This window comes from Pedobacter sp. WC2423 (genome assembly GCF_040822065.1).
In the GTDB taxonomy this organism is placed as follows: domain Bacteria; phylum Bacteroidota; class Bacteroidia; order Sphingobacteriales; family Sphingobacteriaceae; genus Pedobacter.
Genome location: NZ_CP162005.1, coordinates 2,034,895 through 2,061,248, shown reverse-complemented (window position 1 = coordinate 2,061,248; position 26,354 = coordinate 2,034,895). Strand labels below are relative to the sequence as shown.

Sequence of the window (26,354 nt, the reverse complement as noted above, 5' to 3'; positions counted from 1 at the left end):
TAAAAAAATGAAGATTTATAAAATTTTGTTAGCTGTTGTTATGCTCAGCCTGATGATGAGTTCCTGCAAGAAATATCTGGATGTTAAAACAGTTAATACACAGCGTTTTGCAGAAACAGCTGAGGATTGCCAGTTATTACTTGATAATTACACCATTATGAACACAGGTTATCCAAATGACGGTGAACTTTCTGCAGATGATTATTATCTATTGACTGATAGTTATAATAGACTCACTAATCCAGAGGACCGTGATTTGTATATCTGGTCAGCCAATGCAAGAAGGGAAAGTTCTACTCCGCAATGGAAAAATCCATATGCAGTTGTATTTCAGGCAAATTTGGTTTTAGAAACCATTCAGAAATTACAAACAGGATCTACAGATCCTGTAACTTTGAATACATTAAAAGGATCGGCTTTATTTTACAGAGCTTATGCGCTTTGGAATGTAGCTCAATTATATTGTAAACCCTATTCAGCTGCGACTGCTGGCCAGGATATGGGAATTCCAGTAAAAACATCTATTGATATTAATGATGTTTCAGTGCGTGGTACTGTTCAGCAAACTTATAACAGGATAATTCAGGACCTTCAGGATGCTGTTAATCTTTTGCCTGTAACTTCCAGTGTGGCAACGCGGCCAAACAAAACAGCTGCTTATGCTATGCTGGCCCGAACCTATTTATCTATGGAAAATTATCCAGGTGCATTGAGTGCTGCAGCAGCAGCACTACAGTTAAACCATCAATTGTTAAATTATAATCTGGATGTAGAAGCCAGCTCTAATACTCCTTTTTATCCGCGATTTAACAAAGAAGTTATTTTTCATTCGATAACTGCTAAAGGCACAACTCTGGTTCCTAATATTAACACCGCTATGATCGATCTTAATTTGGTGGCATCTTATGCTGAGAATGATTTAAGAGGTCAGATCTTTTTTAAAAAAATTGGTATTGGACCTAATTATCGTTTTACTGGAAATTATGAAGGTTCATTTTTATCTTCTGATTTTTTTAATGGTTTAGCAGTAGATGAACTTTATCTGATTCGGGCAGAATGTTATGCGAGGACGAATAAACCTGCTGAAGCCATGGCAGACTTAAATACATTGTTGGCTACAAGATGGGTAACTGGAACCTATGTAAATATGGTTGCAAGTAATGCTGAAGATGCATTAATAAAAGTATTGACAGAGCGTAGAAAAGAATTAGTTATGCGTGGGCAACGCTGGACAGATTTACGCCGGTTAAATAAGGATACACGTTTTGCAAAAACGCTGAGAAGAAATCTTGATAAAAATTATGATTTACCTCCAAATGATTTACGATATGTTCTACTGATTCCAGATGAAGTTATAAAGGGTGCAGGTATTGAACAGAATCCCCGGTAGAATATGTATTCAATTTATCAATAATTTAAATAATAAGTATAAACAATTCCTAACATGAAACAAATGATGAGATGGCTTGAGTTGACAGGTTTAAGTTTAGTGGCAATTTTAGCAGCAGGCGGGTGTAAGAAAGTTGCACCAGAAGAAGTAATAGTCCAGGCTCCAATAAATAAGGTGACTACCATTGCAGGCAGCGGAGGAGTGATTGGCGGATATCTGGATGGATTAGGTGTGAAATCTGTATTTTACAGGCCAAGTTCTTTGGTAATTGACATTACTGGAAATATATTCGTGGCTGACGATTATAATTTCCGCATCCGTAAAATAACTCCTGAAGGTGTAGTTAGTACTTTTGCGGGTAGTGGGAATAATGGTTATGTTGATGGAGAAGGTACAAAAGCTCAATTTAGTTATATCGAAGGTATAACAATAGATGGTTCTGGTAATTTGTATGTATCAGATTACGGTAATTTCGTTATCCGTAAAATCACTCCCAGCGGTGTTGTTACTACCTATGCTGGAAATGGACAGGCTGGTTTAGTAAATGGACCGGTCGCTACTTCTAAATTTCAAAGTCCAACTGGGATTGGAATTGATAAAAACGGTAATTTATATGTAGCAGATTATTCAGTTATTCGTAAAATTACTCCAGATGGGATGGTAAGCAATTATGCGGGAACTCAAAATGAAGTTATCTTTTATCAAGAGCGTTATGATGGACCTGCGAATGAAGCTCGTTTTGGTTTTATATTGGCTGGTCTTACAGTTGATCCATCTGGTAATGTTTATGTTACAGATCAAACCAGAAATTATATCTGGAAGGTTACTCCTGCAGGAATTGCGAGTACATGGGCAGGAGATGGGCTGACAGCATATGCTGATTTTCGTCCTTATAATGATGGCATAGGACTCACTGCGCAGTTTAATTACCCTACTGGTCTCGCTTGTGATGCAGCTGGTAATATATATGTTACTGATCAATCGGGCCACCGTATTCGTAAAGTTACTCCGGAAAGTTTTGTATCAACATTAGCAGGTGATGGTAAAAACGGTTCTATAGATGGAATAAAAGAGGTTTCAGAGGTAAGCTTTCCAGCTGGAATAACTGCTAGTGCTGCTGGCGATGTTTATTTTACTGAAACTAATAAAATTCGGAAAGTTGAAAATATAAATAATAGTGCAGCTAAACCCATTAATAATTGGAATAATCCAAAATCCTGGGGAAATCCGTAATCATAAAGGACATCACAAGCACTTAAATTTTATTCCATTTTAATAATCATATGAAAAAAATAATATTAGCAATAATTGTTGTAACGGTATCAATATTGAACACTAATGCTCAACAAAAGGAACAGGAGCAGAAAAAAAACAAAAATAGAATCACTTATAGTTTAGGCGGAGATATAGGAGTTCCTGCAGGTTATGTATCAACTTATTCGTCTTTAGTTGCAGGAGCATCTTTACAGGCAGAGTATCCGGCACTTAAAAGAATCGGAATTACAGGAAACGCCGGATATCTTAATTTTATAGCTAAACGTGGCGGGAAGGGAGTTCCTTTTATACCACTTTTAGCGGGTTTGAAATATTATTTTACACCCTTAATTTATGCTTCAGGACAGGCAGGAATATCATTTTATGGTGGCAGAGATCATGGCGATGGTCAGGGTGGGGGAAGTGGAGAAAAATATTTTACCTATGTACCTGGTGTAGGCTTTAAAACTTCAAAACATTTTGATGTGCTGCTTAAATATGAGACAGTTTACATTGGCTCATCTGGAAGGTCATATTCTTTTGCAGGGGCACGTATTTCTTATAATTTTAATTTGAATTAAATCAATGAGATTTAAATATTATTTCGGAACTTTTTTGATCCTGCTTTCTTTAAAGGGAGCAGGACAAACAGATACCATTTCTTTTCAATATCAGAAGCCACTTTTTGATTTTGATTATCAGAAACCTGTATTTAAATTACAACAAGAGCAATTGAGTAATAAAAATAAATTTTTGCGTTTTTCTGTTCTGACTGGGTATAGAGAAGGGGTTCAACCAATAGATGCAGGATTTGGTTTAAATTTCAAATCAATTAACAATGCAATAGCTGGCGTCCAGTTAATAACCATGTACAATCTATCCATTGCTGATATACTTTCCCATGGAATGTTAAAGCCTAATAATATACTGCTGGAAGTAGATGATCCATCCAGATATATTTATGATATCAAATATGGAGATAAGGAAAAGTGGATGAGAAAAAATGCATATTGTTATGAACTAGCTCTTCCGATGGGTACAATCAAAGATGTCAAAGTATTAGATGAATATCTTACCAACTTGTTTGGAGTTACTTTTGGTATGGAAAAACGTTTAGTTAAAACACTTGTACTTACACGGTCTTCAACTACCGATAAAATTAAATCTGCAGAGAAAGGCGAAAGCAAATATGATATGAAAGGACATTTTAATAATGTACCTATTGATCGTTTGAGCCTGCCTCTTACAGCAGCGGGCCTCCCATCACTGGTGGATGAAACAGGTTATAAAGATCCTGTTGATCTGGATCTTAAAATTGATTCCTGGACAAACCTCGATGCTTTACGTAAACAATTGCACCGTTATGATCTGGAATTAACAGAGGGAATGCGTGAAATAGAAATGTTCGTTATCAAAAAAAATAAATAATGAGATTAATCAATATATTAACTTTACCGCTACTTATATTATTTTTTAATGCTAATGCACAGCAGACTTATAAAGTGCCTGAACAGAAGACTGCTAATCTGTCAAATCTGTCTATAGGAGATTCATTACCTGATTTTCTAATTAAGAAGCTTATTAATACAAATAAAGCAACTGCCAGGACTTCCGATTACAGGAATCAATTGTTAATCATAGATTTCTGGGCAACAAGCTGTGTTGGTTGTGTATTAGCACTTCCAAAAATGGATTCTTTACAAAAGAAATTTGGTCAGAAAATAAAAATTCTGCCTGTTACATATGAAAAGATGGACTATGTAATAACTTTCTGGAAGAACAATAAAAAAATTAAAAACTTATTATTGCCGTCTGTTGTAGAAGATAAAGTTTTTGCTGCTTACTTTAAACACCGTACTATTCCACATGAAGTATGGATCTATAAAGGTAAAGTAGTCGGTATTACTTCTTCCGATTACGTAGAGGCTGACAATATACAGAGGGTACTTAGCGGACAGCAGATCAACTGGCCGGTAAAGAATGATTTTTATGTTTTTGATGGAACCAGAGAACCAATTTTTACTCCTGATCCGGGGCAGCTCGACACTGCATCAGCGTTTATAAAATATGCAGCTATCAGTGATTACAAAGACGGTGTAAATTCTGAAGGTATAGGTGGAGCAGGTATTGTTAGAGATCAGCGGAAAAAAACAATCCGTGCTTTTTTTCTGAACCACCCAATTTATAATGCTTACCTGATCAACTGGAGTCAGGTAATAAACTCCGGAGATTTGATCAGGCCATCTTTTCTGATACAGCCAAACCAGATTATCTGGGAGGTTCAGGATAAATCTAAATATATTTTCACTGAGGGCTCTGATGGTTTTCAAGGTTGGCTGAGAACAAATGGTATCTGTTTTGAATCATTAAATCCAGATAGCGGACAAACTGATGTTGATGTTCATAAAACTATAATTGCTGATTTGGATCAATTATTTGGTTTACATGCCCGTTGGGAAAAGCGGAAAGAGAAGGTTTTAATTATGGTGCGTACTGATAAAAGTATACCGTTAAAAAGCAAACGTAGTCTGACCGATGAATATGACGATCGCTTAATTACAAAAGGGTCTGTACATCAGCTTCGTGATTCTCCCTTGGGTACGCTCATTAAACAAATAAACCAGCAAGCTGGTAATCCATATGTTTTTGATGAGACTTCTTATACTGAAAAGGTAGATCTGGATTTAAATTTCTCTTCATGGACAGATATTGCAGGTCTGAAAAAGGCACTACAGCGTTATGGTTTGGATCTGAACGAGGAAGAAAGAGTAGTTGATAAATTTGTATTTACAGAAGTTAATGGCGGAATGCTGGTTAATGGTAATTTGGCTGATGTAGCAAAAGCAAAAAGAACAGCGCAAGAGTCAATGAAAGGACCTTCAGCTGAGGAAAATGATCTTTTTTTATCATTGAACCGAAAAAAAGAGGGCGTAGTCGTTTTACCCTCAGGATTACAGTATAAAGTTATCCGTCAAGGCAAAGGCGCTAAGCCCCTTGCGACGGATAAAGTTAGTGTGAACTACACAGGAACATTGGTTAACGGAAAGATTTTTGACAGCTCTTTAGAAAAGGGAATTCCATACATTGTTGAAAATGTTGGAAGTGTAATTAAAGGATGGGCTGAGGCTTTACAGCTAATGCCGGTTGGCTCTAAATGGATTATTTATATTCCTGCTCATCTTGCTTATGGAGGAGGTTCAAACTCAGGTACGATTCCACCCAATAGTACACTTGTTTTTGAACTGGAACTGTTAAAAATTATTAAATAAAGATGACAGAAAAGATTTGTATTAAATGTCTCAGTATGCTGAGATTGATTATATATATAGTATTATCAAGTAATTTTGTAGTTGCCCAAACTCGCGAAAGGCCTAAGGATAATTGGCAAAATCTGGATCTGAAAGCTGATAGTGTATTTGGGATTAGTACAGAAAAAGCTTACCTGGAATTGTTAAAAGACAAAAAAGCTATTTCTGTTATCATTGCTGTAATTGATGGAGGAGTAGATATCAATCATGAAGATCTAAAATCAATTATCTGGACGAATCCTAAAGAGATACCTGGTAATGGGAAAGATGATGATCAAAATGGTTTTATCGACGATATACATGGTTGGGACTTTCGTAGCAATATTATTAAAGAAAATGAGAAAGCCGAACTACTTTCAACAGACAATAAATTGAAAATTGTAATAGGAGAACAGAAAATATTGGATCAGATTATACAAAAGATAGGTAAAGCTGTACCTGCTATCGATGATTTTAAAAATTATGTTCCTAATAATGAACGAGAGTTTAAAATGCAGATGAATATAGTCTCTGGTTTAAAAAGTTATCCTGATTTTTTGATTTATAAAAAGATTAACCTGCAAAGAGCAATAAACTATTATAAGATGCAGCTGGCTTATTATGAAAAGAAAGATTATGACCTATTGACAGGGGGGGCATCAGCTTATCATGGTACGCATGTTTCAGGTATTATTGCTGCGGTACGTACTAATAATATTGGTATTAAAGGAGTAGCTGATCATGTAAAAATCATGGTACTCAAAGCTATTCCTGGCATCAATCCTATCCAGAAGGAATCAACTTTGATGGTTGTTAACCAATTTGATAATTCTGATGCAGATAAAAAAACAAAAGGTATTGCCACTGCCATTCGTTATGCAACCGACAATGGTGCTAAAATCATAAATATGAGTTTTGGTCAGCCCTGGGCTAAAAAAAGTGTTGAGGTTAATGAAGCCATAAAATATGCAATTAGTAAAGATATTTTGATTGTACATGGGGCTGGTAACGAAGGAGTGGATCTCGATCAAATGTCTATTTATCCAGATCGAAATACAAAGGAAGGTCAGGCCATAGCTGAATGCTGGTTAGAGGTAGGTGCTTCTGATTGGAGAAATAATGAAAAGTTAGCTGCTCCTTTTTCTAATTTTGGTAAAAAAAGTGTTGATGTTTATGCTCCTGGTGTTGATATCACTTCTACTATACCGAGGTCGGCTTATCTGGAGGATACAGGTACAAGTATGGCTACTCCAATGGTTTCAGGGTTAGCCGGATTAATCCGGGCATATTATCCAAAATTAACAGCAGCCCAAGTGAAAAATATAATAATGAAATCAGTTTTAATCTCAGCAGCATTAAAGGATAAATGTATTTCTGGGGGGATAATAAATACTTTTAGTGCTTTTAGTGTTATTAACCTTAATTAATAGTTTATATCTGATTAGAAATAACAAGAATGTTTTTTATTTAGTGTTAATAATCAGATATAAACATGATTAACAATTTTTACCATATAAGTATATTTTAAATCCAGGATCATCAGGTTGAGCGATAGATGACATTAATAATCTAACCATATAACTTCTTAAACGAGAAGATAACGGTGCTGTTGGATTAAATGCACCAGGTGAATAAATTGCACAAATCTTACAACCACTAATACAACTTGGTTTAATGATTGCTAGAGCGTAACTTGTTGGTGAAAATATATCTCCACCAATGTATGCATACCAAAATCTTGCCATATTAACTAACTTTTATGAAAATATAATTTAATTAGTATATCTATTCATTAAGGGTTTTCTTGATTAAATTTTATAGTTAACAGGACCTACCGTAAACATATTTTTTAACACTTAATGATGAGTCGGGCTGTGCTAATAATGTTCCTGAAAAATTAGCAATATATGATCTTAAACGAGCAGACAATGGTTGAGTGGGATTAAAGGCACCAGGTGCATAAATTGCACAAATTCTAGGTCCGTTAGTGCAAGTTGGTTTAACCAATGCCTGAGTATAACTTGTAGGTAAAATCGGATCGCCAATTCCATTATATGAATACCAAAATCTTGCCATAAGAGATGATTCTTTTGTTTATAAAAAAGAGATCAAAAAAATTTATTTAAATGCCTACTCTTTTCAGGGTTTTCGGCTTCCCCATGATTGATTGCTACAGTTTTGAAATTAACACACTCTACCATAAACATATTTCTTCACACCCAGGCTTGAGTCAGGTTGAGGAATTAATGCTAACTGAATATTTGCAATATAAGTTCTTAAACGAGACGACAATGGTGCTGTAGGATTAAAGAAACCAGGTGAATAAATCGCACAAACTCTAGCTCCGTTAATACAACCTGGTTTAAGTGTCATTTGATTATAACTTGTAGGTAAAAGCGGATCACCAATCCCGTTGTATGAATACCAAAATCTTGCCATGCGAGATGATTCTTTTATTTATCAAAAAGAGATCAAAAAACTTTATTAAATGCCTACTTTTTCCAGGGTTTTCGGCTTTCCCATTATAGGTGTTATATTTTAATAATTCAGGAGCCCATGCGGGCTCCTGAATTATTAAAAATAATTGAATTAAGCAGTTCTACCGTAAACGTACTTTTTAGAAGCCAAGTTTGAATCAGGTTGAGGAATCAGTGCTAATTGGATATTAGCAATATATGTTCTTAAACGAGACGACAATGGTGAAGTCGGATTAAAGGCACCAGGTGAATAAATTGCACAAACAACAGGCCCAGTTATACAAGTTGGTTTAACCAATGCTTGATTGTAACTTGTAGGTAAAATAGGATCACCAATTCCATTATATGAATACCAAAATCTTGCCATAATAAATGATTCTTTTATTTATCAAAAAGAGATCAAAAAACTTTATTTAAATGCCTACTCTTTTCAAGGTTTTCGGCTTCCCCCATGATTGATCATTAATAACTATATTGTATAGAATTTATTCAGCTGCTTCACTGCTGCAGACAGTTGACTTTTCCCTGAATCTATTTTATACAAACCTTATCTTCCGGATGATAAGACCATTAGTTTTTGTTAATGATTTCATAGTACTAATTTACAAAGACCTCCTCCGCTTTGCTAGGGTCAGGAGTCCCCATAATTATTATCTTCAATTTTTTTAGTCAAAAAAAAGACCCTATGTAAAAAAGGGTCTTATCTTAGTCATTAACCTATATTATTTGATAAATAATATTTTATCCCGGAGTGCCACCTGCAGGTACCGCAGACATTCTGACCTCTAAAGGAACAGGAGGAAAGTTAGAAGCCGGCTGGCCCTTTCCTCTGGCCAGCGCACGAATAATATAGATCAGCAGCCCGGGAGTTCCCTCAATATCAGGTCTGCGCTCAGGATCATCAGGAATCTCATCTGCAAAAATGGCTGATAAATAAGGTCCGTCTGCTGTTTCCGGTGCTTTGTCTAATACAACATAGCTATCTGGATCACAAATATCCAGTTCATTGTTAATAAATTGATACCAGGGCATAGAATAAATTTTAATGATAATACCTACTCTGTTTAGGGTTTTCGGTTTTCCCCTCAAAATGTACATCCATCCAATTGCTGGCATATTCTCTTTTATGTCTTGGATCTTCAAAAGGCTTTAATGTTGTATTCGAATTATGCACTGTGGCAATAAAGCCGTCAGTATAATTATGAGCATAAAGCTCAGCTCCTGTGTTCCAGGAATAATCATAATCTTCTCCAATCTGCAAGTCCCTGAATGGGTGGGTTAACCAAAAAGATTTTCTATAAGTCATTGTTGCCCCTGCCAGCCATGGATGCTCCAATGCATTCCCATCATATTGCCAGAATTTACCTGCTCTCGGAGAAAAAAAAGTGATCTGGCTTAAACCGGTTATATCTGCTTTAGACTCGTTTAAGGATTTAATGGATCTGCTGATCCAGTCATGCGCATACCAGTCATCATCATCCCAATGCATAATAATTTCTCCATGTGCTTTTTCGCAGGCAAAATTCCTTTTTACGCCTACGCTGCCCAAAGGGTCAGTATAAAAGTATTTAATACGGTGATGGCCCGGTAATAAAGATCTGATTGATTTTTTTCCATCATCTATAATAATCAGTTCTGCATCTCTAAAATCCTGGTTTAGAAAATGCTCAATAGCCAGCAAAGCAAAATTAGGACGGTTTGCCGTAGGCATGATACAGGATACGTAAGGAGTGCTCATGATTCTGTCATTTCATCTGGTGCATCCCAGCCGGTTGCATGTTTTTTATGCTTTGGATTTTCAACAGGTTTAATGCTTGTATTGTGTGCATGTAAAATTGCTACAAAACCTTCCATATAATCCAATGCGAAAGTTTTGGCTCCTGAATTCCATACAAAATCATAATCTTCCCCAACCTGAAGATCAATAAAAGGATGCTGTTGCCAAAATGATTTTCTATAAGTCATGGTTGCGCCACACAACCACGGTCTATCCATTTCACTATCCTCATACATCCAGCGTTTGTCTACAGAAGGAGAATAAAAAATCACGCGGTTCAGGCCTGCTATATCTGCTCCTGAAGTTAACAGCGCATTTGTAAGCTTGCTGATCCATTCAGGAGCGTAAAAGTCATCATCGTCCCAATGCATGATAATTTCTCCCTGTGCTTTTTCACAAGCATAATTCCGTTTAATTCCAATAGTTCCCAAAGGTTCAGTATAGAAATATTTGATTTTCGGATGGTCAGGTATTAGCGAAGCAATTGAATTCGTACCATCATCTACAATAATGAGCTCAGCGTTCGGATAATCTTGTTTTAAAAAATAAGCTATGGCAAAAGGAATAAATTTTTGCCTGTTCGCTGTAGGCATAATACAGGATACAAGAGGTGGATTTATCATAAAATTGTTTTTAAAATTAAGCTTGGATTAATCAATTATCTATCAACTTGAGTATGCTGTCTGTCAGTTCCTGATCCAGCAGCTCACTCTTATTCATAAAATGTTCAAAATGTTTATAGTCCCAGGTATTCGTTCCATGATAGATATAGATATATAAAAATGGAGCATCTTCAATCCGGTACAAAAGTTTCCTGCCGGATAAGAATGTAATTACATGTGTGTCTTCTGCGCGATTGGCATTTGCATACTGGTTTTGTAATAACATTTCTTTTCTGCACAATATTGTCCCATCCCAGGTATAAGGAAATGAATAATAAACCTTCTTTGTCGTTGCATCGTAAAGGAAAATTCTTGACAATACACTGGCCTCATAACGCTGTCCAACAATTTGCATACTATTGAACTGGTAAGTTATTCTGCTGGGATGGTACCAATCATCATCATCCCATATGCAGACATAATCTCCCAGACATTTGGCAATTAAATGATTTCTGGCGTTGCCTAAAGATTCATCCGCAGGACGTTCCACCAGCATTATCTTTAAGGTTTCATCTTTTCGGATATTTTCAACTACCTGCTTGCTAAGCAGATCATTCTTCGGATAAGAAATCACCAGCTCTTTATTAGGGTAATTTTGTGTTGCAAAACAGGCAATAGCTTTTTCAAGTTGTTTGGGCCTGTTATTCGTAATGCATATACAGGAAATTAAAGGATAGGATTGACTCATAAGACAAAAATTTAATGAGATTAATAATGTTTGAGGTAAACATATTTTTGACTCCCTATAGGAAATTGCGGTTGCAATTGACCAGTTATAAGGGCATCCTTAATGTATTTTAGCATATTTGGAGAAAAAGGTGGGTCCGGATTAATTTCTTCTCCTGTTGCATACACTGCACAAATACGGTCTCCACATAAACATGAATGTTTAATTGTTGCTTTCCAATATCTCTCGATGTCGGTGGGATCTCCTCCCGGAATAAAAGCGTACCATGATCTAGCCATAATGAATATTTTTAATGTTAAGGCTAAAATTACATGAATCACAATGGCGGTAATAGGGCCAAATGTCCCAAAAGTTTAATCAATTACTCCTCATTTTGAATTCTTTGTAACTTGTGTGAAATGATTTAAATGATGAAAGAAAAGATAGAAATTGATATTATTATTCTGAGCTATGCACAAACAGAGGAGTTAAAAATAGTTACAGCTAATTGTGTGAATTCCCTGGTACAGTCTGAAAATCCGGAGGAAATTAAATTCAATATAATTGTGATTGAATCAGAAAAAACAATTAAACCCTTTCAGTATGAACATACACAAACCGTTTATCCGGACCAGGAATTTGGTTATCACCAGTATATGAATATTGGAATTGAAATGACCTCAGCTCCTTATATCTGTCTTTGCAACAATGATTTAATATTTCATCCCCGATGGGCTACAGAAATTCTTAAATCTTTTGACCAGTTTATAGATCTTTCCAGTGCTTCACCATTTTGCACTTTACATCATCCAAAAATGGGATTTAAAAAGAATGATGGTCCCAAATTGGGTTACAGGATCAGAAATGAAGTGGCGGGCTGGTGCCTTTTTCTTAAACGTGATGTATTACTGCTGACCGGAAAACCAGACAGGAATTATAAATTCTGGTGCGCAGACAATGATTACTCTAATACGCTTTGGGTATTAAAGCTAAATCATATGTTAGTGACTTCTTCTTTTGTAGATCATCTGGAAAACAAAACATTGAATAATCAGACTCCGGAAAGACAGGATGAACTCACCGAAAAGGAAACTATTTATTTTGACAAAAAGTGGAAATACAGGACAGGGCAAGACTGGGTTTTATTATAACCCAGTCTGCAATACTTTATGTTTAGGATTTTCAAAATACTTGACAGTGGTATTACCCGGATGCAAAACAGCAACAAACCCATCAATATAATCATGTGCAAAAACTACAGCTCCTGGCTTAGCAATAAAATTATCGTCTTCACCCGTTTGCAAATCCTTAAATGGATTGCCGGCCCAGAAAGATTTTCTGTAAGCTAAAGTGGCACCGCTTAGCCATTGATTTGGAATAGAAGGATTATTCCGGTTCATGGCAGTTCCCAGCCATAAAGTGTCCGTCACAGGTGAAAAAAAGTGAATATGTTCTATCCCGCAGATATCGGCTCCTGATGAAATCAGATAGTGATACTGTTTACTAATCCAATCAGGAGCATAAAAATCATCATCATCCCAATGCATGATAATTTCTCCCTGTGCTTTTTCACAAGCTAAATTTCTTTTTGCCCCAATACTCCCTATAGATTTGGTATAGAAGTATTTGATTCGTGGATCTTCAGGAAGTAAAGAAGCTATAGATTCTTTGCCATCATCAATAATAATGAGTTCTGAATTGATATAATCCTGGCTGAAAAAATGTTTTAAAGCAAGAGGAATATATTTTTGCCTGTTTGCCGTAGGCATAATACAAGATACTAAGGGTTGGTTTGTCATATGCTTAATTTATATAGACCTAATTTAGCCACGTTTAAGCACCACAAACAGGGTCAAAAGTCCCCAAAATTATCATGCTTATACTTGATTTTCTATTTTTTGTAACTTGTTGAAAATGAAGAATTTTATGAAAATACATTTAATCAGTTACGGAGATGGCAGATATGCCGCACAAAGAGATTTCTTTAAAATAACCGCCCAGGCATCAGGTTTCTTTGATGAAGTGACGGTCTTTAGCCCCGAAGATCTTGAACCAGCATTTACCAAACGTTTTCAGGATATCCTTAGTTATCGCAGAGGGGCAGGGTATTGGATCTGGAAGCCATATTTTATTAAACGTATATTAGAATCTCTTGCAGATAATGATATTCTGGTCTATTGCGATGCAGGCTGTATGATAAATCATAACGGTGAGAAGCGCTTTAAAGAATATATAGATTTGGTTATTAAATCAGAAACCGGTTGTCTCAGTTTTGAACTTCCTCATCAGGAAATACAATATACCAAGCAAGAAGTCTTTGACTATTTCGGGGCAACTGAAGAAGTGATCCACTCTAATCAGTTAGTAGGCGGCATACTTTTTTTAAGAAAATGTCAGCATACCATTAATCTCATTAATAAATGGTATCATACTTTATATCATAATCCATTGCTGTTTACTGATGACAAAAATGAAGATATTCAGCACAAAGAGTTTATAGACCACCGGCATGACCAGAGTATATTCAGTGTGTTGCGCAAAACCTATCAGTCAGAAATTATTCCCGATGAAACCTACTTCCTCGATTTCATCAGGGAGGGCCAGCCTTATCCCATCTGGGCAGCCCGGATGAAATGATAAAGCTGGCTATACAGAATCAGGAGGGTAAAACCTCCACTTTTGAATCCAGAAGACTACGCATCCAATCCGTACTTTCCTGATCTACCCGTTCACTTTTCTTTAAATAATAACAAAACTGAAAATAGTTAAGCGCATTAGTTCCATGATATACGTAAAGATAGAGGTAGGCATACTCAGAAATATAGTACATTAGTTTTTTCGCTTCCAGGTATTTGATGATTTCGGTATCTTCAGCAACATTGGTGTCTGCAAAAGGATGCTTCAAAATATGCTCTTTTTTGCAGAGCAGACTTCCACACCACAGGTAAGGGAAAGAATAGTATCCTTGCTGTGCTGTAAAGTCAAATAACATCACACGTGTCAGGATACTCGCTTCGCGGAATTGTCCATTGGTTCGCATGGTATTGTATTGATACGATAGCCTGCTGCTATTGTACCAGTCATCATCATCCCATAAACAAATGAAATCACCATTACAATTAGCAATTGCATTGTTTCTGGCAGTTCCTAATGATTCATTTCCTTCGCGTTCAATACGGACAATCCTCAGATCAACCGTCTCCAGAACATTATCAATTAGTTTTTTTGTTTGCAGATCATTTTTAGGATAGGAGATCACCAGTTCTCTGTTCGGATAATTCTGACTATCAAAACTTACAATGGCTTTCAGCAGAAACGCAGGTCTGTTCTGTGTAATACAAATACAGGAAATCAGTGGATGCGATATTTTTATTTTCATGACTTTAACTTTTTATGTTTAGGATTTTCAAAACTTCTCATTACAGTATTATCCGGATGTAACAAGGCAACAAAACCATCAATATAATCGTGTATAAACAGCTTGGCACCATTATTCTGGATAAAATCATCATCTTCACCTGTCTGTAAATCTTTAAAAGGATGTTTCTTCCAGAATGATTTCCAATAAGCCAGCGTTCCACCAGCTACCCAGTTCATCGGGTTAGGAATTCCTTCATATTGTCTTATCACCGTGAAAATTTTATCCATGATCACCGAATAATAGTGGAGATCCTGTATTCCGCACATATCTGCCTCAGCAGCTATAAGAAAATTAACCTGCTGTCTAAGCCAGTCATGTGCATACCAGTCATCATCATCCAGGTGCATGATCAGTTCACCTTTTGCAAGTTCACAAGCATAATTGCGCTTTAGTCCGATTGTTCCGATCGGGTCTGTATAATAATACCTGATGCTGGGATGTTTTGGAATTAAATGTGCTATGGATTTTTTTCCATCATCCACAATAATCAGTTCCTTATTCCGATAAGTCTGATTTAAAAAATATGCAATGGCAAAAGGAATGAACTTTTCCCTGTTTGCAGTAGGCATAATACAAGATACCAATGGTGAATTCATAATACTGTCTTTGAATGACAATTTATAAAGGATTCAGGCGGGATGATAGGGCCAAAAGTCCCATAATACTGTCTGCAGCGCGATTCAGCTCGTTAATTTTTACCTTAGGAATAAGCAAAATTATAAAATGATGAAGATTAAATTTTTTTCTGACTATGAGGTTTCTGAAAACCTGCTGACAAGGTTCAAAGCAAATTATAAAGTAGACGATGAGCTGTTAACCTTTACAACAGCCGATGATTACGATTACGCTGTTGTGTTTAACAGAGCAAATGACCCGCTTAAACCCGGGGCTAAAGTGATCACTGTAATCCAGGAGCCCTCCTGGAGTGATGCACATGAAAATAAGTTCTATTTAAGTAACAGTGATTTTATTATTGTTCATGATCCGGAATTGTTTGAAAAAACAAATAATATTAAACTGGGAGGGAAGATTATTGAATCTCCCGCTTTCATGTTTTACCACGATCATGTACATCACTCTTTTTACGATCAGACAGAACAGCTTAAAAAAGAGAAAAAACTTTCTATGATTGTATCAGGCTTATACTTTAATAAGGCCAATTACCATAAAAGAATAGAAGTATTGGTTGAAATCCTAAAATCTGATCTGGATATTGATATTTATGGACGTGGTCTGACGATCCAGGATTCAAGATATAAAGGTGATTTAAAATACAAACACACTGGTTTATTACCTTATGAATATTCTATAGCTATAGAGAACTCCAATGAGAAAAACTATATCACAGAGAAATTTGTAGACTGTGTTTTGTGTAATACTACTCCTATCTATAATGGAGCGCCAAACCTTTCCGAAGTATATGACCAGCGTTATTATAGAACGATAGATCTGGACAGCGCTCATATCGTTCAGGATATTAGAGAGATTATCGCCCATCCAGCACCCGGTGCTGGAATAAACAAAGACATTTACTTTGAAAAATACAACTTATACACCAAATTGAAAGAAATTATATATGGCTGATAGCCCGCATATATCGAAGGTGGATTTGTTTTTTGATGAGGCTCTGGTTTTGTACCCACCTGATACAAAAACACACATAGGTATACGATTATTGCCAGCAGCAATACAAATAAGATGATTTTGATAGATCTTGCCATAGCTTTTGTTTTGACCTGAAGATAGATAGCAACCACTTAATTTAAATGGGTCAAAAGTTCCATAATAACTGTAAAAAAAGCAATAAACCGGGTCAAATGTCCCTAAATACAAGACTGCGGATAACCTGCTGATTTTGTTTGTAACTTGTCATCACAAATACAGGTACCTATGAAAAGCAAGACCGAAATTGACATTATTATTTTAAGCTTCGCACAAAACGAAGAACTGAAACTGATCACCCAGCACTGTATCAATTCTTTGATGGCCTCAGAAGATCCTGAAGCTATTAAATTCAATGTAGTGGTCATGGAATCACAGCAGGAAATGAAACCTTTTCAATATAAAAATACCACTACTATATACCCTGAAGAAGCATTTGGCTATCACCGGTACATGAATATTGGAATCGGGATGACTTCTTCTAAATACGTTTGTCTCTGCAACAACGATCTGCATTTTCATCCAGGCTGGGCTACTGAAATATTAAAAGCCTTCCATAAATATTATGACCTTTCCAGTGTCTCTCCCTTTTGTTCTTTTCATCATCCAAAAATGGGATTTGAAGAGGACAATGGGATTTATCCAGGCTACCGCAGCAGATATGAAGTTGCAGGATGGTGTCTTTTTCTAAAACGTGATGTTTTCAGGCTTACCGGGAAACTGGATGAAAACTATCAGTTCTGGTGTGCCGATAACGATTATGCCAATACCTTAGCCGCTTTGAAAATAGGGCATGCATTGGTTTCTTCTTCAATAGTAGATCATCTGGACAGTTGTACTTTAGATCAGCAAGCAGCAAATGCAGCAATTGCTGCCAGTGAATTTTTTTACCTGGAAAAAAAGTGGAATCACAGAAAGAAGGCAGGATGGACCTGTGTATAATTCCGGTTAGTGTCCGGAGTTTCTTGAAAAAATGTTGATTACAATTATGCCGCTTATAATTAATCCAATGCCAATAATGGCTGGCATATCAGGTTTCTGTTTATAAAAAACGGCTCCTATTGTCGTTACTATAATTATTCCTGCGCCTGACCAGACTGCATAAGCAATGCCGAGATCAATCTTTCTTAAAGTCAGGCTTAGGAAATAAAAAGCTAAGGCATAACCAAATATCACTATAACAGCAGGCCACAGTCTGGTAAACTCCTCTGATGCCTTTATAGCTGTAGTCGCTATAATTTCTGAAATAATGGCAAGAAAGAGAAAGATATATGTTTTCATAAGTACGGTAATTAATTAGCGGATTTTTTTATGGCTGCGTTTTTCAAATGATTTAATTGTAGTATTATCAGGATGCAGCATAGCTATAAACCCATCTATATAATCATGCGCAAATATCTTAGCTCCAGGAGTCTGTACAAAACCCTCGTCTTCACCCTTCTGTAAATCTTTAAATGGATTTTTCTCCCAGAAAGACTTCCAGTATACCATGGTAGCTCCGGCAAGAAATGGTTTTGAACCGGGGTTATTCCTGTTATTTGCATCACCCTGCCAGAATTCCTGCGTAATTGCAGAATAATGATGGATATGTCTGATGCCGCAGATATCCGCACCTGAACTCCGGAGAAAATTTACCTGCTGACTAATCCAGTCATAAGCATACCAGTCATCATCATCCCAATGTACAATGATTTCACCCTCTGCCTTTTGACATGCATAATTGCGTTTTATTCCAATCGTCCCAAGCGGGGGACTGTAAAAATATCTGATGTTTGGGGTTTTTGGCAATAATGACGCTATAGATTCTTTACCATCATCAATAATAACTAATTCAGTGTTCGGATAATCTTGCTGTAAAAAATAATCTACAGCAAAGGGGATGTATTTATGCCTGTTGGCAGTTGGCATAATGCAGCTAACTAGAGGTTGTTCCATAATAATCTATTTGATGTCAATTTAAAAATGATTGGGCCCGCATTGCAGGGTCAAAAGTCCCAAAAAATCAATCGCCTGAATACGCTTTCGATTTCTTTGTAACTTGGAACTGACCGTGAAATTCAACACTAAATTTTAGAGCATTTATGAGTAGTATGAAATCTTTTTTAGCCTATGCAAAGACTAAAAATCGCGTTTTAAAACCTATGGAAGGAGTAATTATGTATCCTTTCGAAGAAATTTCCATTCCCCAGTATGTGTATTTTATGCCTAAAAATTTAGCAAAAGGAGAGTCTCTGAGCAATTTTTTTAAAGGCCAGTTTTTATATCTGCCAGATATGTTTTATGTGCTGTACTTTAATCCTGTCCGCTGGATACTTCCTGATCTTGCAGAGCGTATTCAATCTTTGGAATGCAGATCAGTAGGCTATGGTAAAGACCAGAAGTTATTTGAGCTGAGTTATGGCAGGATTACTTTCGATATTACGCCAGCGAGTCAGGAGCCAGAGCCAGAAGAACAGACAATATTCAGAGTGCCTTTATATATAAATGAAGCAAATTTCTTTATCAATGTCGTAGAACTGCCCAATACTATGGGAACTCCTAAATTATTCGAGAAAGTAGATTTTACATGGTAATCAGGCTAAAACAACATTTAATCCAATCAGATGAAATTAATAGAAAAAATTGACCGGCATGAAGTGCTCAGGAGATGGGCAATAGGAGAAGTATATTCAGAATTCTTTAATCCACTTTATGAATCGGGACGGGAAGAGACTATGAAAATGCTCTTTTCTGGCAACCGTTATCTGGAGCGGGAGGGGATAGATGTAGTACTGGAATTCAAACAAAGCCTGGTAGATTCAATTTCCTTATATGTCAAATGGTATAAAGCAATACTGGAAATTAATAAATCAGATCTTGATATGGTTTATACCCTGCAACTACCTGGCTGGGAAAGAAATACAGATGGATCTTATCTGGTTGCCGATGCCGCTAAAAACATCAATGAAATGCCGTTTCTTGATCCCAGGGTTACCGGTATCTATAACGCGTTTAAAGACAGAGAAGTTAAGCTCCAGGGAATTACCCTTTTAGCGGTTGATAAGATCGGCCCTTATGTAGCAGTAGAAGGAACAGGAAGGCTAACCAGTATTTACATGGCGCAACAACTGAACAATCTGAATTTGGTTAAAGACAATCAGGTGGAAATAGCTTTAGGATTATATTAATGGGATATATCAACAGATTAAACTACGGAAGATACAATAAGTACCGCCATTGCCATAAAAAAACAGGTGTAAAATATAACTTCAAAAAATATTACAAAAAGCTATACCGATTATTTAAAAGAACTAAATCGAACTAGTTTTTTAATTGTTATCTGATTGTTTGTCTGTTGTTTAAGTGTTTGTTTGATGACTGGAATTTCTTTCGTACTTTCATTTTTTTAATCAGGTATTTATCAAAATTAATCAATAATGAACACCCGGGAAGTTGCAGATAAATTCATTCAGTTATGGCGTGAAGGTAAAAATGATGATGCTATAAAAGCGCTCTATTCAGCCAAAACTATTAACCAGACCCGGGGTTTTTTGTATTCCAGGAAAATGGAACAAAACAGTGATACAGAGATTTCTGAATTATTAGTGGTTGGAGAGTATTTTTGCTTGAGACTAAAGATGAATGTAATCCTTAAAGACATCGGCACCAGTATTTTAAATGAATCATGGGTATTTGAAGTAAAAGAGGGTAAGATTGTTTATGAACGCTTTTTTAACTATAATACCAAGGCCGTTTTAGTGTGATAAGAAAAATATTATTTGTTTTTTTAATAGTATATGAAAATATATAAGTACATTTGTGAATATTTATAATAATAATACAATGCAAGAAGGAGTAGTAAAATTTTTTAATGAAACTAAAGGTTTCGGATTTATCGTACCAGCAAATGGCGACAGTGAAATCTTTGTTCATTCAACAGGCCTGATGGCCAGCATCCGTGAGAACGATAAAGTTACTTATGATGTAGAAGAAGGCCGTAAAGGTCTTAACGCAATTAATGTTCAGTTAGTTTAAGTTTATTAACTATATAATTGACCTTGACCGGTCCGATTTATCGGACCGGTTTTTTTATGCCCTGCAGGGCCAGATGTCCCAAAATAAGCAGATACTATGCGCTGCTTTTCCTATTCTTTATCTTAGGTATCTATAAAAAACAGATACCTATATGAAAATCAAATTTCTCTCCAACTATGACGGTTCAGAGAACCTGTTAAAAAGATTTAAAGCAAATTATCTTATTTACGACAGTGATTTAACCTTCACTATTGCAAATGATTATGATTATGCCGTGGTATTCAACCGTACTGATGAACCTATAATCCCAAGGGCTAAAGTCATTACCGTCATTCAGGAGCCTTCATGGAGTAAAGCACATGAATATATTGATTTTTTGCTGCACAGCGACTATGTGCTCGTTCATGACCCTGAATTATTTGAAAAAAAACATAACCTTCATATCGGAGGAGACGTAATCACATCCCCCTCTTATCTATTTTATCATGACCATGTGCCGCATGCCTTTTTTGATGCGGCCGCAAACACTAAAAAAGATAAAAAGTTATCCATGATTATTTCCTATTTAAATAAACCCACAGGGAATTATCAGAAGCGTATCGGTCTTTTAAAAAAGATACTGGCATCAGATCTGGATATTGATATTTATGGAAAACGGCTGGAAATTGAAGACAGAAGGTTCAAAGGAGCACTGGAATATAAGTTTACAGGTTTATTGCCTTATGAATATTCTATTGCCATAGAAAACTCAAATGAATGGAATTATGTAACAGAAAAATTTGTGGATTGCGCACTCTGTAGTACCATTCCGATTTATAATGGTGCACCAAATATCGCTGATATTTATGATGAACGCTATTTCAGAACAATAGATCTTGATAGTCCTGCTATTATAGAAGACATCAAAAAGATCATTAAAGAACCAGCGCCACTTTCTACCAGGAATAAAGATATTTACTTTCATCATTATAATCTTTATACCAAACTGAAGGAAATTATTCTGGAGAAACGTTACGGGTAAAAGGGGCTTATTAAAAGCCCCTTTTACATTTAATAAAGTTCCAGTGCCCCTTCGATTTCTTCGTAAATACGATCAAGATCTTCATCACTAATGCAGTAAGGTGGTAAAATGTAAATGACATTTCCCAGCGGACGCATTAAAATTCCTTTATTCAAAAAGTAATCATACAATAAGTTTCTCAGGTCATCGAAATAAGAGGTGCCCGTTTCTGTGCGCCATTCAATGGCCAGGATTGTCCCCGTCTGTCTTGCTGATTCCACCCGCATATGATGCCTGATCCTTTGCAGAAAACCAGCATGTCTGCGGCAGATACGGTCTATATGCTGCTGAGTTTCCTCCGTTAGCAATAAATCAATACTCGCTGAAGCTGCGGTACAAGCCAGGGGGTTTGCCGTGAAAGAATGACCATGAAATAAAGTTTTTAGCTTGTCTTCAGATAAAAATGCATTGTAAATATCTTGTGAACAGGTGGTTACCCCTAAAGGCATTGTTCCTCCAGTCAAACCCTTGGAAAAGCACATGACATCCGGTTTTTCTGTTAAATGATTCGCAGCAAAATGTTTTCCGGTGCGCCCAAATCCTGTAAAGACCTCATCTTGTATCAAAAATACGTTTTCGGACCTGCAATGTTTCATCAGCTCATCCAATTCAGCAGCCCCGTACATGATCATTCCTGCAGAGCCCTGAACCAATGGCTCATAAACAAAGCAAGCCAGTTGATCACTTATGGCAGAAATTTGTCTTTTCAGCTCAGGCAGATTCTCTGCTTTCGGGAGGTCGATATAGACTACTTCAAATAAATAAGCATCAAATGGAGCGGTCCATGCACTGCGGCCACTAACTGACATCGCGCCGAAAGTGTCTCCATGATACCCATTGTTAAAAGCCATTACCTTTGTTTTGGACTTTTCCTGATTATGCCAATACTGCATACACATTTTTAAAGCTACCTCTACAGCTGTAGATCCATTGTCTGTATAAAATACTTTTTCCTGATTTTGAGGAAGTATTTCCAGCAGCTTTTCGGCAAGTTCAACAGCAGGTTCATGCGTAAAGCCAGCAAAGATTACCTGATCAAGTTTTCTGATCTGTGCGGATACCCGGTCTGCGATATAAGGATGGGAGTGACCATGAAGAATTACCCACCACGAAGAGATCGCGTCTATATAACTTTTGCCTTCCTCGTCAAACAGATAACAGCCTTCGGCACGTACAATTGCTGTAGGGATAATTGCATTTAACATTTGGGTGTAAGGATGCCAGATGACCTTTGAATCTCTTTCAGTTAAACTTAAGGTATCTTCTTCTATTGAATTCATATCAAATGGTTTGTGTGTTTTCTTTCTGCATAGGCTTCAGGCCCAGCAAAGCAAACATTTTCCTGTCGTCATCCAGTCTTGGATTTGGGGTAACCAGTAACTCTTCACTTTCACTCGTAAAGATAGAATTCGCACCAGCCATGAAGCACCACGACTGCTCTTCGGTTGTCATTTCTGCACGTCCGGCACTTAATCTGACCATAGATTCTGGCATTAATATTCTTGCCGTAGCAATCATTCTGACCATTTCCCAGGAGTCAACTTTTGGCAAATCAGCTAAAGGTGTACCCTTTACTCTTGCCAGTGCATTTACAGGAACAGATTCCGGGTGCTGAGCCAGCGTTGACAAAGTATGGAGCATATTGATCCGGTCTGCATGTGTTTCTCCCAGGCCGATGATTCCACCAGAACAAACAGAAATTCCTGCTTTTCTGACATTGTTCAAGGTGGATAACCGGTCATCATAGGTACGCGTATTGATAATTTCCTGATAGTAATCTTTAGAAGTATCAAGATTATGATTATAAGCATATAATCCGGCCTCTTGTAATCTTGCAGCTTGTGTTTCGGTAATCATGCCAAGCGTACAGCAAACTTCCAAGCCAATCTCATTCACACCCTGCACCATTTCAAGGATGTTTTCAAAATCACGGTTGTCACGTACTTCACGCCATGCTGCGGCCATACAGAAACGGGAAGAACCGGAATCTTTGGCTCTTTGTGCAATTGCTACCACATCATCTTTTGACATTAATGCTTTGACAGTAATTCCTGTATGATAACGGGCAGCCTGTCCGCAATAAGAACAATCCTCAGGACAGCCTCCGGTTTTTACAGATAACAAGGTGCAAACCTGTACTTCTCCGGCTTTATGCCATTGACGATGTACAGTTGCAGCCTGGTAAACAAGTTCCAGCAAAGGCTGATGATAGATATTTTCGATTTCCTGGATAGACCAGTCATTGCGTATAGTCGTATTATTGTTCATGCTAAATAAAATTAATTGATAATCGGAATAGGATTAAATTGAAGAGGTGCATTTGCAATCGCATCTCTGTTAATTACTGTGAATTCAGGTAATTTGCTCCATGTGGTGTTTTTTGGCAGATGATGAAGCAGCACATTCAGGGTGTCAAAATCGAAATCTCCATTGAGCACCACGTGTTTTAATGGGATATTTTTACTCACTAATGCATGTATACTGAGTAGGGTATGGTTGATGCAGCCCAGGTAGTTTCTGACTACTAATATAGTATCTGCACCTAAAAGCCTGATCAGGTCTATCATTAAAAACCGGTGAGAAAGCGGAACAAATAACCCTCCGGCACCCTCAATCAATAACTGATTGTTTGTTTCAGGAAGGTGAAAATCCTGAAGGCGTATTTCTATTCCTTCTCTTTTTGCAGCGCGATGAGGTGATGCTGCCATTTCGAATTGATAAGTTTCCGGATAAAAAGTGCTTCTGGTGTTGCTGATGAGCTGTTTTACCTGGTCAGTATCTGTATTGTTCAGATCTCCGGCCTGCACTGGTTTCCAGTAATCAGCTTTTAATTGTTCTGTAATCACGGCAGAAACAATGGTCTTTCCGACTTCAGTACTAATGCCGGTGATAAATAGGGGTTTATTGTCCATGTGATTTATTGACTCAGTTGTTTAATATGATAGCATAATTTGAGTATTTCCTCATCAGTATTGTGCGTATGTATACAAATACGCAGCCTTTCACTGCCTTTTTGAACAGTGGGGCTTAAAATTGGCCGTACATCAAAACCTTTATTTTGTAAAATGCGGCTGAACCGGATCGCCTCCTTATTGCCGGAAATGAGGAGGCAGAATATTGCACCTATATTATTCCGGCATCTTGCCTGGTGTTGAAAAGGTAAATTAGCCTTCAGGAGCGACGATTTATAATGAAGTGTACTTTTATTCAGTAAATAAGTTAAAAGACGCCTGTAAGCAATTTTTAAAGCTAAAAGCTGAGAGAAGGGGAGGGCGGTAGTGTAAATAAAGGGGCGCGCGAAGTTAATGAGGTAATCTCTCAGTAAATCAGTACCTAATACAATTGCTCCATGTAAACCCAGTGCTTTTCCAAACGTAACTATGCGTGCAAATACGTCTTGCTGCATTCCCAGTGAATCAACCAGTCCGGTACCAATTACACCAAAAGCATGTGCTTCATCAACAATTAAATGCGCCTGGTACTTTGTGCATAAAGCAGCAATACGAATTAAATCAGCACTATCACCGTCCATGGAATAAATACTCTCCACTGCAACATAACAGACTCCAGTGCTTTTTTTTAGTTTCTTTTCCAGGTCTTCCAGATCATTATGACTAAACTTAAAGCGTGAAGCGAAACTCAGTCTTGCGCCATCAATCACTGAAGCATGAATAAACTCATCATAAAGAATAGTATCACCTTTTTGTGGCAGACAGGAAAACAGGGCTGAATTCGCAGTATAACCAGAGTTGAAAATCAGTCCGTTTGCTGCCTGGTGATAACCGGCAATTTCTTCTTCCAGTTGCTCTGCAAAGACAGAATTCCCGCTAAGTAATCTTGAACCTGTTGCGCCATTACTTATCTGATGATGTTTCTCTAAAGCTTCATTTATAGCCTGACGCAACTCCGCAGAACGTGCAAAACCTAAATAGTCATTTGAGCTGAAGTCATATAAGTCATTCTTTGTCTGTAAACTACGGAAAGTAGATTCGCTTTTCCTTAACTTTAATTTGTCCAGCATCATTTCATTGGCGCCCTGTTTCATGCTATACAGCTTTGGCTAAATCATTGATCCAATCCTGATAAAGTATAGCTTCTATAGTCGTTATCTTTTCTGCATGGCTCTCCCAGGATTTGGAAAAGCTTTTGAGCTGAACCGTCATTTCTTCCAGATGGCCCTGCTCTTCCAATATAATAGAACGTACACTGACTTTGCTGTTATGCTGCGTAAGTATTGCCTGATAAATTGGATAAATCAGGTCTGCGCGTACCTCAATCGCATAAGTTACCAGTAAATAAGCTGCAAATTTTAATGCCGAGCCCGTTAACTGGAGATTATCCCTTAAATAGCGGCTGGTCATCAGGTCCAGCTTATTCAGATAGTACTTGCTGCTATAAGGTGCGAGCAGGTAGTCCGGCTCATAGGTAGGGCATGCTGTTGCATTTAACCTGGCAATTTGTTTCTTCAGGTAGAAGGCATGCCGGTGTTCCTCTGCCGCATGTTTTAAAACCATATAGGTGGATGTTTCCGGTCTTTCGTTCGCTGATATCTTTCTGGCGCCTATATTCTCCTGTAAAGACAGTGTATTCAGGAAGCGTGCATGCGTGTGGTCATTACTGACTATATGTTGAAGAAGCTCCTCTAATTCCATTGATTTCATTTGTTTGTGCCAAAAGTATTAT

General features: G+C 37.1%; 33 protein-coding genes. 15 read left to right on the top strand and 18 right to left on the bottom strand.

Annotated features, from left to right (window positions below; genetic code table 11):
• Window positions 1-7 precede the first annotated feature (7 nt).
• The 6 genes from AB3G38_RS08205 (at window position 8) to AB3G38_RS08180 (ending at window position 7,358) form a co-directional block, all read left to right on the top strand.
• Window positions 8-1,390 (top strand): RagB/SusD family nutrient uptake outer membrane protein, encoded by a 1,383-nt coding sequence (locus AB3G38_RS08205; RefSeq protein ID WP_367868009.1) that lies wholly within the window; start codon window positions 8-10, stop codon window positions 1,388-1,390.
• A 63-nt stretch (window positions 1,391-1,453) separates the two neighbouring features.
• Window positions 1,454-2,623 (top strand): NHL repeat-containing protein, encoded by a 1,170-nt coding sequence (locus AB3G38_RS08200; protein WP_367868008.1) that lies wholly within the window; start codon window positions 1,454-1,456, stop codon window positions 2,621-2,623.
• Between the two features lie 50 nt (window positions 2,624-2,673).
• The gene (locus AB3G38_RS08195; protein WP_367868007.1) at window positions 2,674-3,225 is read left to right on the top strand and encodes a hypothetical protein; all 552 of its coding nucleotides are present in this window, start codon (window positions 2,674-2,676) and stop codon (window positions 3,223-3,225) included.
• Window positions 3,226-3,229: 4 nt separating this feature from the next.
• Entirely contained in the window at window positions 3,230-4,072 is an 843-nt protein-coding gene (locus AB3G38_RS08190; RefSeq protein ID WP_367868006.1) for a hypothetical protein, read from the top strand.
• Window positions 4,072-5,913, top strand: coding sequence for an FKBP-type peptidyl-prolyl cis-trans isomerase (locus AB3G38_RS08185; RefSeq protein ID WP_367868005.1), 1,842 nt, complete (start codon window positions 4,072-4,074; stop codon window positions 5,911-5,913). Before AB3G38_RS08190 ends, AB3G38_RS08185 begins: the two co-directional genes overlap by 1 nt.
• A 2-nt stretch (window positions 5,914-5,915) precedes the next feature.
• Window positions 5,916-7,358 carry a S8 family serine peptidase gene (locus tag AB3G38_RS08180; protein WP_367868004.1) on the top strand — a complete coding sequence of 481 codons (1,443 nt, stop codon included), beginning with the start codon at window positions 5,916-5,918 and terminating at the stop codon, window positions 7,356-7,358.
• Window positions 7,359-7,427: 69 nt separating this feature from the next.
• Here AB3G38_RS08180 and AB3G38_RS08175 read toward each other — a convergent pair whose 3' ends face one another.
• From AB3G38_RS08175 to AB3G38_RS08140, 8 genes are all read right to left on the bottom strand, one after another.
• The gene (locus AB3G38_RS08175; RefSeq protein WP_367868003.1) at window positions 7,428-7,676 is read right to left on the bottom strand and encodes a hypothetical protein; all 249 of its coding nucleotides are present in this window, start codon (window positions 7,674-7,676) and stop codon (window positions 7,428-7,430) included.
• A 439-nt stretch (window positions 7,677-8,115) separates the two neighbouring features.
• Window positions 8,116-8,370, bottom strand: a complete 255-nt coding sequence (locus tag AB3G38_RS08170) for a hypothetical protein (RefSeq protein ID WP_367868002.1) — start codon at window positions 8,368-8,370, stop codon at window positions 8,116-8,118.
• 150 nt (window positions 8,371-8,520) lie between these two features.
• Window positions 8,521-8,775, bottom strand: coding sequence for a hypothetical protein (locus tag AB3G38_RS08165; RefSeq protein ID WP_367868001.1), 255 nt, complete (start codon window positions 8,773-8,775; stop codon window positions 8,521-8,523).
• Between the two features lie 374 nt (window positions 8,776-9,149).
• The gene (locus tag AB3G38_RS08160) at window positions 9,150-9,440 is read right to left on the bottom strand and encodes a hypothetical protein (RefSeq protein ID WP_367868000.1); all 291 of its coding nucleotides are present in this window, start codon (window positions 9,438-9,440) and stop codon (window positions 9,150-9,152) included.
• A gap of 10 nt (window positions 9,441-9,450) precedes the next feature.
• Entirely contained in the window at window positions 9,451-10,146 is a 696-nt protein-coding gene (locus AB3G38_RS08155; protein ID WP_367867999.1) for a glycosyltransferase family 2 protein, read from the bottom strand.
• Window positions 10,143-10,808 carry a glycosyltransferase family 2 protein gene (locus AB3G38_RS08150; protein WP_367867998.1) on the bottom strand — a complete coding sequence of 222 codons (666 nt, stop codon included), beginning with the start codon at window positions 10,806-10,808 and terminating at the stop codon, window positions 10,143-10,145. Before AB3G38_RS08150 ends, AB3G38_RS08155 begins: the two co-directional genes overlap by 4 nt.
• Before the next feature lie 31 nt (window positions 10,809-10,839).
• Window positions 10,840-11,535 carry a glycosyltransferase family 2 protein gene (locus tag AB3G38_RS08145; RefSeq protein WP_367867997.1) on the bottom strand — a complete coding sequence of 232 codons (696 nt, stop codon included), beginning with the start codon at window positions 11,533-11,535 and terminating at the stop codon, window positions 10,840-10,842.
• 20 nt (window positions 11,536-11,555) lie between these two features.
• Window positions 11,556-11,813 (bottom strand): hypothetical protein, encoded by a 258-nt coding sequence (locus AB3G38_RS08140; protein WP_367867996.1) that lies wholly within the window; start codon window positions 11,811-11,813, stop codon window positions 11,556-11,558.
• A gap of 129 nt (window positions 11,814-11,942) precedes the next feature.
• Here AB3G38_RS08140 and AB3G38_RS08135 point away from each other — a divergent pair, with 129 nt between their 5' ends.
• Complete coding sequence (locus tag AB3G38_RS08135; RefSeq protein ID WP_367867995.1) at window positions 11,943-12,665, top strand: glycosyltransferase family 2 protein; 723 nt, start codon at window positions 11,943-11,945, stop codon at window positions 12,663-12,665.
• Here the strand turns inward: AB3G38_RS08135 and AB3G38_RS08130 are convergent.
• A complete protein-coding gene (locus tag AB3G38_RS08130) occupies window positions 12,660-13,313 on the bottom strand; it encodes a glycosyltransferase family 2 protein (protein WP_367867994.1) in 654 nt (217 codons plus the stop codon). The two genes, AB3G38_RS08135 and AB3G38_RS08130, sit on opposite strands and share 6 nt — an antisense overlap.
• A 127-nt stretch (window positions 13,314-13,440) precedes the next feature.
• On the opposite strand from AB3G38_RS08130, the gene AB3G38_RS08125 reads away from it, so the two are divergent.
• Window positions 13,441-14,151, top strand: coding sequence for a hypothetical protein (locus tag AB3G38_RS08125; protein WP_367867993.1), 711 nt, complete (start codon window positions 13,441-13,443; stop codon window positions 14,149-14,151).
• Between the two features lie 19 nt (window positions 14,152-14,170).
• Here the strand turns inward: AB3G38_RS08125 and AB3G38_RS08120 are convergent, their stop codons facing one another.
• Both AB3G38_RS08120 and AB3G38_RS08115 read right to left on the bottom strand, forming a co-directional pair.
• Entirely contained in the window at window positions 14,171-14,893 is a 723-nt protein-coding gene (locus AB3G38_RS08120) for a glycosyltransferase family 2 protein (RefSeq protein WP_367867992.1), read from the bottom strand.
• Window positions 14,890-15,531: a glycosyltransferase family 2 protein gene (locus AB3G38_RS08115; RefSeq protein WP_367867991.1), complete on the bottom strand. Its 642-nt coding sequence runs from the start codon at window positions 15,529-15,531 to the stop codon at window positions 14,890-14,892. Before AB3G38_RS08115 ends, AB3G38_RS08120 begins: the two co-directional genes overlap by 4 nt.
• Before the next feature lie 127 nt (window positions 15,532-15,658).
• Between AB3G38_RS08115 and AB3G38_RS08110 the strand changes: the two genes are divergently transcribed.
• Entirely contained in the window at window positions 15,659-16,519 is an 861-nt protein-coding gene (locus tag AB3G38_RS08110; RefSeq protein WP_367867990.1) for a glycosyltransferase family 10, read from the top strand.
• A gap of 306 nt (window positions 16,520-16,825) precedes the next feature.
• Complete coding sequence (locus AB3G38_RS08105) at window positions 16,826-17,539, top strand: glycosyltransferase family 2 protein (RefSeq protein WP_367867989.1); 714 nt, start codon at window positions 16,826-16,828, stop codon at window positions 17,537-17,539.
• A gap of 6 nt (window positions 17,540-17,545) precedes the next feature.
• Here AB3G38_RS08105 and AB3G38_RS08100 read toward each other — a convergent pair whose 3' ends face one another.
• Window positions 17,546-17,878, bottom strand: a complete 333-nt coding sequence (locus AB3G38_RS08100; protein ID WP_367867988.1) for a multidrug efflux SMR transporter — start codon at window positions 17,876-17,878, stop codon at window positions 17,546-17,548.
• A gap of 15 nt (window positions 17,879-17,893) precedes the next feature.
• Complete coding sequence (locus AB3G38_RS08095; RefSeq protein ID WP_367867987.1) at window positions 17,894-18,532, bottom strand: glycosyltransferase family 2 protein; 639 nt, start codon at window positions 18,530-18,532, stop codon at window positions 17,894-17,896.
• Window positions 18,533-18,678: 146 nt separating this feature from the next.
• Here AB3G38_RS08095 and AB3G38_RS08090 point away from each other — a divergent pair, with 146 nt between their 5' ends.
• From AB3G38_RS08090 to AB3G38_RS08070, 5 genes are all read left to right on the top strand, one after another.
• Entirely contained in the window at window positions 18,679-19,170 is a 492-nt protein-coding gene (locus AB3G38_RS08090) for a hypothetical protein (RefSeq protein WP_367867986.1), read from the top strand.
• 30 nt (window positions 19,171-19,200) lie between these two features.
• Window positions 19,201-19,764 (top strand): hypothetical protein, encoded by a 564-nt coding sequence (locus AB3G38_RS08085; protein ID WP_367867985.1) that lies wholly within the window; start codon window positions 19,201-19,203, stop codon window positions 19,762-19,764.
• A 249-nt stretch (window positions 19,765-20,013) separates the two neighbouring features.
• Window positions 20,014-20,340 (top strand): SnoaL-like domain-containing protein, encoded by a 327-nt coding sequence (locus tag AB3G38_RS08080; protein ID WP_367867984.1) that lies wholly within the window; start codon window positions 20,014-20,016, stop codon window positions 20,338-20,340.
• A gap of 79 nt (window positions 20,341-20,419) precedes the next feature.
• Complete coding sequence (locus AB3G38_RS08075; RefSeq protein WP_068396992.1) at window positions 20,420-20,611, top strand: cold-shock protein; 192 nt, start codon at window positions 20,420-20,422, stop codon at window positions 20,609-20,611.
• A 151-nt stretch (window positions 20,612-20,762) separates the two neighbouring features.
• The gene (locus AB3G38_RS08070; RefSeq protein ID WP_367867983.1) at window positions 20,763-21,632 is read left to right on the top strand and encodes a glycosyltransferase family 10; all 870 of its coding nucleotides are present in this window, start codon (window positions 20,763-20,765) and stop codon (window positions 21,630-21,632) included.
• A 29-nt stretch (window positions 21,633-21,661) separates the two neighbouring features.
• Here the strand turns inward: AB3G38_RS08070 and bioA are convergent, their stop codons facing one another.
• The 5 genes from bioA to AB3G38_RS08045 are packed head-to-tail and all read right to left on the bottom strand — an operon-like array spanning window position 21,662 to window position 26,323.
• Window positions 21,662-22,951: an adenosylmethionine--8-amino-7-oxononanoate transaminase gene (gene bioA, locus AB3G38_RS08065; protein WP_367867982.1), complete on the bottom strand. Its 1,290-nt coding sequence runs from the start codon at window positions 22,949-22,951 to the stop codon at window positions 21,662-21,664.
• 1 nt (window position 22,952) lies between these two features.
• Window positions 22,953-23,939, bottom strand: coding sequence for a biotin synthase BioB (gene bioB, locus AB3G38_RS08060; protein ID WP_367867981.1), 987 nt, complete (start codon window positions 23,937-23,939; stop codon window positions 22,953-22,955).
• An 11-nt stretch (window positions 23,940-23,950) separates the two neighbouring features.
• On the bottom strand, window positions 23,951-24,583 hold the full coding sequence (gene bioD / locus AB3G38_RS08055; protein ID WP_367867980.1) for a dethiobiotin synthase: 633 nt from the start codon (window positions 24,581-24,583) through the stop codon (window positions 23,951-23,953).
• A gap of 5 nt (window positions 24,584-24,588) precedes the next feature.
• The gene (locus AB3G38_RS08050; protein ID WP_367867979.1) at window positions 24,589-25,716 is read right to left on the bottom strand and encodes an aminotransferase class I/II-fold pyridoxal phosphate-dependent enzyme; all 1,128 of its coding nucleotides are present in this window, start codon (window positions 25,714-25,716) and stop codon (window positions 24,589-24,591) included.
• Window position 25,717: 1 nt separating this feature from the next.
• Window positions 25,718-26,323 (bottom strand): hypothetical protein, encoded by a 606-nt coding sequence (locus AB3G38_RS08045; RefSeq protein WP_367867978.1) that lies wholly within the window; start codon window positions 26,321-26,323, stop codon window positions 25,718-25,720.
• Window positions 26,324-26,354 lie beyond the last annotated feature (31 nt).

Excerpts from the sequence above, each read along its gene's own strand:
- AB3G38_RS08105 (WP_367867989.1), top strand. The coding sequence starts at position 16,826 with ATGAAAAGCAAGACCGAAATTGACATTATTATTTTAAGCTTCGCACAA.
- AB3G38_RS08175 (WP_367868003.1), bottom strand. The coding sequence starts at position 7,676 with ATGGCAAGATTTTGGTATGCATACATTGGTGGAGATATATTTTCACCA.
- AB3G38_RS08100 (WP_367867988.1), bottom strand. The coding sequence starts at position 17,878 with ATGAAAACATATATCTTTCTCTTTCTTGCCATTATTTCAGAAATTATA.
- AB3G38_RS08165 (WP_367868001.1), bottom strand. The coding sequence starts at position 8,775 with ATGGCAAGATTTTGGTATTCATATAATGGAATTGGTGATCCTATTTTA.
- AB3G38_RS08110 (WP_367867990.1), top strand. The coding sequence starts at position 15,659 with ATGATGAAGATTAAATTTTTTTCTGACTATGAGGTTTCTGAAAACCTG.
- AB3G38_RS08200 (WP_367868008.1), top strand. The coding sequence starts at position 1,454 with ATGATGAGATGGCTTGAGTTGACAGGTTTAAGTTTAGTGGCAATTTTA.
- bioB (WP_367867981.1), bottom strand. The coding sequence starts at position 23,939 with ATGAACAATAATACGACTATACGCAATGACTGGTCTATCCAGGAAATC.
- AB3G38_RS08140 (WP_367867996.1), bottom strand. The coding sequence starts at position 11,813 with ATGGCTAGATCATGGTACGCTTTTATTCCGGGAGGAGATCCCACCGAC.
- AB3G38_RS08050 (WP_367867979.1), bottom strand. The coding sequence starts at position 25,716 with ATGAAACAGGGCGCCAATGAAATGATGCTGGACAAATTAAAGTTAAGG.
- AB3G38_RS08135 (WP_367867995.1), top strand. The coding sequence starts at position 11,943 with ATGATGAAAGAAAAGATAGAAATTGATATTATTATTCTGAGCTATGCA.
- bioA (WP_367867982.1), bottom strand. The coding sequence starts at position 22,951 with ATGAATTCAATAGAAGAAGATACCTTAAGTTTAACTGAAAGAGATTCA.
- bioD (WP_367867980.1), bottom strand. The coding sequence starts at position 24,583 with ATGGACAATAAACCCCTATTTATCACCGGCATTAGTACTGAAGTCGGA.
- AB3G38_RS08180 (WP_367868004.1), top strand. The coding sequence starts at position 5,916 with ATGACAGAAAAGATTTGTATTAAATGTCTCAGTATGCTGAGATTGATT.
- AB3G38_RS08190 (WP_367868006.1), top strand. The coding sequence starts at position 3,230 with ATGAGATTTAAATATTATTTCGGAACTTTTTTGATCCTGCTTTCTTTA.
- AB3G38_RS08120 (WP_367867992.1), bottom strand. The coding sequence starts at position 14,893 with ATGAAAATAAAAATATCGCATCCACTGATTTCCTGTATTTGTATTACA.
- AB3G38_RS08080 (WP_367867984.1), top strand. The coding sequence starts at position 20,014 with ATGAACACCCGGGAAGTTGCAGATAAATTCATTCAGTTATGGCGTGAA.
- AB3G38_RS08090 (WP_367867986.1), top strand. The coding sequence starts at position 18,679 with ATGAGTAGTATGAAATCTTTTTTAGCCTATGCAAAGACTAAAAATCGC.
- AB3G38_RS08095 (WP_367867987.1), bottom strand. The coding sequence starts at position 18,532 with ATGGAACAACCTCTAGTTAGCTGCATTATGCCAACTGCCAACAGGCAT.
- AB3G38_RS08170 (WP_367868002.1), bottom strand. The coding sequence starts at position 8,370 with ATGGCAAGATTTTGGTATTCATACAACGGGATTGGTGATCCGCTTTTA.
- AB3G38_RS08075 (WP_068396992.1), top strand. The coding sequence starts at position 20,420 with ATGCAAGAAGGAGTAGTAAAATTTTTTAATGAAACTAAAGGTTTCGGA.
- AB3G38_RS08045 (WP_367867978.1), bottom strand. The coding sequence starts at position 26,323 with ATGGAATTAGAGGAGCTTCTTCAACATATAGTCAGTAATGACCACACG.
- AB3G38_RS08070 (WP_367867983.1), top strand. The coding sequence starts at position 20,763 with ATGAAAATCAAATTTCTCTCCAACTATGACGGTTCAGAGAACCTGTTA.
- AB3G38_RS08185 (WP_367868005.1), top strand. The coding sequence starts at position 4,072 with ATGAGATTAATCAATATATTAACTTTACCGCTACTTATATTATTTTTT.
- AB3G38_RS08085 (WP_367867985.1), top strand. The coding sequence starts at position 19,201 with ATGAAATTAATAGAAAAAATTGACCGGCATGAAGTGCTCAGGAGATGG.
- AB3G38_RS08115 (WP_367867991.1), bottom strand. The coding sequence starts at position 15,531 with ATGAATTCACCATTGGTATCTTGTATTATGCCTACTGCAAACAGGGAA.
- AB3G38_RS08155 (WP_367867999.1), bottom strand. The coding sequence starts at position 10,146 with ATGAGCACTCCTTACGTATCCTGTATCATGCCTACGGCAAACCGTCCT.
- AB3G38_RS08160 (WP_367868000.1), bottom strand. The coding sequence starts at position 9,440 with ATGCCCTGGTATCAATTTATTAACAATGAACTGGATATTTGTGATCCA.
- AB3G38_RS08125 (WP_367867993.1), top strand. The coding sequence starts at position 13,441 with ATGAAAATACATTTAATCAGTTACGGAGATGGCAGATATGCCGCACAA.
- AB3G38_RS08205 (WP_367868009.1), top strand. The coding sequence starts at position 8 with ATGAAGATTTATAAAATTTTGTTAGCTGTTGTTATGCTCAGCCTGATG.
- AB3G38_RS08150 (WP_367867998.1), bottom strand. The coding sequence starts at position 10,808 with ATGATAAATCCACCTCTTGTATCCTGTATTATGCCTACAGCGAACAGG.
- AB3G38_RS08195 (WP_367868007.1), top strand. The coding sequence starts at position 2,674 with ATGAAAAAAATAATATTAGCAATAATTGTTGTAACGGTATCAATATTG.
- AB3G38_RS08145 (WP_367867997.1), bottom strand. The coding sequence starts at position 11,535 with ATGAGTCAATCCTATCCTTTAATTTCCTGTATATGCATTACGAATAAC.
- AB3G38_RS08130 (WP_367867994.1), bottom strand. The coding sequence starts at position 13,313 with ATGACAAACCAACCCTTAGTATCTTGTATTATGCCTACGGCAAACAGG.